The sequence below is a fragment of the Sphaerospermopsis reniformis genome (assembly GCF_005402885.1).
Classification (GTDB): Bacteria; Cyanobacteriota; Cyanobacteriia; order Cyanobacteriales; family Nostocaceae; genus Sphaerospermopsis; species Sphaerospermopsis kisseleviana.
On the sequence record NZ_BJCE01000364.1, the window covers coordinates 1 to 3,533 of the forward strand.

Here is a 3,533-nt window from a genome sequence, read left to right on the forward strand (position 1 = left end):
CCCCTAGCGCGTTTTGGGTACATATGTATATAATTGGTAATATTTTTCATCTTTGGTAGAACCACGGTATATTTTCCATTTACCGTTCTACCATTTTTCCGTTATATATTTCGGACAGGTCTAATGATCATCTATCATCTGTGTTCATCCGCGTTTATCTGCGTTAAATAAAAATGTTGGGTTTCCTTGCGTCAACCCAACCTACAGAATAAAATAATTATATCCCAGTCACCAGTCCCCAGTCACCAGTCCCCAAATTACTGATTTTGTTGTAACCAATTTTCTAGGTCTTGATATTGGTTAAAATCAAGTAATGCTTCTGCTAATTCCTCAATTTTTTCTAGTGATAATTGTTGAATTTTTTGCGTAACTTCGGGGTTGATATTTTTGAATCTTTTGATTAGTTGTTTGATAACTAATAAACTTCCTTCTTCATTTTTACCTTCAATTTTACCCAGGGTTTTACCTTCTTGAACCGCTAAATCACGATCTTGTTGATAGTAGTTAACTAACCGTCTCATATTTACCTCTGTGATTGTTTTAGGGTTTCTAATTGCGATTCTGTCCATCAACACATAGAATAATTCTAGCGTTTTTCGTTTGAATTGTTCGTCAGTATCTAAAGATAGTAACTCATCAATTGCTTTTGATTGTACTTTTTCCCTTCCTAAAATTCTTAACCAGATAGTTTCGGGAGTTTCTGGTAATTGATGAATGACAACAATTCCTGCACGGAAATATTCAGCAATTTCATAAACTCCTTGACAAAACTTAGTTGATGAAAATGCACCAAAACTAGATAATATTCTATCTGATAAAGTGGGAGTAATGATCCAAAGTCGGGGGATTTGATGATCTGGAATTTTGGTGTTTTTGTCTTTAAATTCCTTTCTCAGAACTCTTTTAACTTCCAACAATTTCAAAATACAATCTTCTATCTGTTCATCAGTAACAGAGTTACGATAGGGTTCAAATATTGCTGGTGTTTTTGCTAAGTCTCCTAAAAGTCCCAATTTTTTAATATCGGGATTTTGTTGAGGAAATGGTGAGAAATAAACGTCTATTTCTCTAACTTCTGAAGAAATTTTATAAGGTGCTTGAATTTCTCCAAAATCTTGCAGGAGTTCTTCTAGGTAGTCTTTAGAAAATTCATCATATATAAATCTGGTCATTGGTAGATGTAATATTTTGGTTTATTCATAATATTAATTATAACATATTTTATGTGAATTGGTGGTGACTGGGGATATAATTATTTTATTATGATTTTATTTTGTCTGAATCAGGATTTTTAGGATTTGAGGATGTACGGGATGTGATTGATAATTGATAATGGATAATGGATAATTGATAATTGTCTGAATCAGGATAACCAGGATTATAGGATGTACGGGATTTTGTTTAGAGATTGTGGTTTTTATTGATGATTTATTTTGTCTGAATCAGGATAACCAGGATTATAGGATGTACAGGATGTTGTTTATAAATTATCAAATAATATAAAATCATCAAGAATACAAAAAAACGATAATCTTATAAAATTATAAAAATCCCATCCTGATAGCGAAGCGTGACGTTAGTCATAAATCCTTAAATCCTGGACATCCTGATTCAGACAAAAAATGATAATCTTAAAAAATTCCATCCTGAAAATCCTTAAATCCTGGACATCCTGATTCAGACAAAAAATGATAATCTTTAAAAAAACAATCCTGTACATCCTATAATCCTGGACATCCTGATTCAGACAAAAATGATAATCTTAAAAAATTCCATCCTGTACATCCTATAATCCTGGACATCCTGATTCAGACAAAAAATGATAATCTTAAAAAAACCATCCTGATAGCGAAGCGTGACGTTAGTCATAAATCCTCAAATCCTGGACATCCTGATTCAGACAAAAATGATAATCTTAAAAAAACCATCCTGATAGCGAAGCGTGACGTTAGTCATAAATCCTAAAATCCTGGACATTATCTCGACTTCGCTCGATAACCACCTGATTCAGACAAAAAAAATGATAAAATGATCATCTATTATCTGTGTTTATCTGCGTTCATCTGCGTTAAATAAAAATGTTGGGTTTCCTTGCGTCAACCCAACCTACAGGATAAAATAATAATACCCCAATCACCAATCACTAACTAACAAGAGTTAAAAATATGCAAATTACCATTGAAATACCTGAAGAAATTGGACAAAAATTACAACAAAATTGGCATAACTTACCACAAAAAATATTAGAAGTATTAGCTATTGAATCTTATAAAAATGGCATGATCACAACTGCACAAATTCAAGAATTACTACATTTTTCTAGCCGATGGGAAACAGAAACATTCTTAAAAAATGCTCATGTTGATTTAGATTATACAGAAGCAGACTTAGCAGCAGATATGGAAACATTAAATCAGGTTTTATCATCATGATTGTAGTTGCAGATACTTCACCAATTTGTTATTTAATCATCATTGAACAAATTGATTTATTACCACAATTATTTGGTAAAGTCATGATTACCAAAGCTGTTTACCAAGAACTACAAGCAACAGGAACACCGGAAAAGGTACAAAAATGGATCACAAATATTCCTGAATGGTTGGAAGTCGCTGCTGTTAACATTCCTGATGATAATATGTTAGTAAACTTACATCAGGGAGAAAAAGAAGCAATATTATTAGCCGAAAGAATCCAAGCTAATTTAATTATTATAGATGAAAAAGCCGCTCGTCAAATTGCCCAATCTAGAGGTTTAAAAATTACCGGATTATTGGGTATTTTAAATTTAGCAGCTAATCAGAATTTAATTGATTTGAAAACAACAATTACCGCATTACAAAAAACTAATTTTCGTGCTAGTTCTCACCTGCTACAATCTATGTTCAACCAGTCATGAAATTAAAATGTTGGGTTTCCTTGCGTCAACCCAACCTACAGAATAAAATAATTATATCCCAATCACCAATCACCAGTCCCCAGTCCCCAGTCCCCAGTCCCCAGTCCCCAGTCCCCAAAAATATGGAATCTCAAGACGTTCGCACTTATATCCAAAAAGCCCTAAAATTAGATTTAATCGGTCCAACTTCCCAAGACCTAGAATATCAAACCGAAATTTTAAACCAACCCCCATCTAAATGGTATCTTACCGGGTTTTTAGTTCCCTTTGGTGCGCCGGTAGAAATGAAATATGACCCCACAGCAGATGATACAATAGAAGTTATTACTAATAAAGATATCGCCGAAGATGCCAAAACACCAGAAACCGCTGCTGCAAGAAAAGCACCTTTCCCTTCTTCCATCGGGTTGAGTTTTTTAGTTCCTGCAACAACTGAAAAATTAGAAGTAACTGTAGAATGGGGAGACTATCAACCCCAAGAACGGGAAATAGAAACTTCAGCAGAAAATAATAGACCTGTCCGAAAATTAAAAAGGCAGTCTGTGTATGGCTTTGAGGATGTTCTCATTTCAGCCAGACTTGACGTAATCATCAGGGCTAGAGATAGTTACTGTTAGTATAGCCCGGAAAAAAT

At 33.7% G+C, this 3,533-nt stretch carries 4 protein-coding genes; 3 read left to right on the forward strand and 1 reads right to left on the reverse strand.

Going from position 1 to position 3,533, the window contains the following annotated elements:
* Window positions 1–257 precede the first annotated feature (257 nt).
* A complete protein-coding gene (locus FFR48_RS26325) occupies window positions 258–1,172 on the reverse strand; it encodes a DUF4351 domain-containing protein (protein ID WP_137669392.1) in 915 nt (304 codons plus the stop codon).
* 993 nt (window positions 1,173–2,165) lie between these two features.
* Here FFR48_RS26325 and FFR48_RS26330 point away from each other — a divergent pair.
* The 3 genes from FFR48_RS26330 to FFR48_RS26340 are packed head-to-tail and all read left to right on the forward strand — an operon-like array spanning window position 2,166 to window position 3,516.
* Complete coding sequence (locus tag FFR48_RS26330) at window positions 2,166–2,432, forward strand: UPF0175 family protein (RefSeq protein ID WP_096572106.1); 267 nt, start codon at window positions 2,166–2,168, stop codon at window positions 2,430–2,432.
* The gene (locus tag FFR48_RS26335) at window positions 2,429–2,899 is read left to right on the forward strand and encodes a PIN domain-containing protein (protein WP_137669393.1); all 471 of its coding nucleotides are present in this window, start codon (window positions 2,429–2,431) and stop codon (window positions 2,897–2,899) included. Before FFR48_RS26330 ends, FFR48_RS26335 begins: the two co-directional genes overlap by 4 nt.
* Complete coding sequence (locus tag FFR48_RS26340) at window positions 2,896–3,516, forward strand: hypothetical protein (RefSeq protein ID WP_162501975.1); 621 nt, start codon at window positions 2,896–2,898, stop codon at window positions 3,514–3,516. Before FFR48_RS26335 ends, FFR48_RS26340 begins: the two co-directional genes overlap by 4 nt.
* The last annotated feature ends 17 nt before the right edge of the window (window positions 3,517–3,533 follow it).

Coding starts and splice junctions, on each gene's coding strand:
- FFR48_RS26325 (WP_137669392.1), bottom strand. CDS start 1,172: ATGACCAGATTTATATATGATGAATTTTCTAAAGACTACCTAGAAGAA.
- FFR48_RS26330 (WP_096572106.1), top strand. CDS start 2,166: ATGCAAATTACCATTGAAATACCTGAAGAAATTGGACAAAAATTACAA.
- FFR48_RS26335 (WP_137669393.1), top strand. CDS start 2,429: ATGATTGTAGTTGCAGATACTTCACCAATTTGTTATTTAATCATCATT.
- FFR48_RS26340 (WP_162501975.1), top strand. CDS start 2,896: ATGAAATTAAAATGTTGGGTTTCCTTGCGTCAACCCAACCTACAGAAT.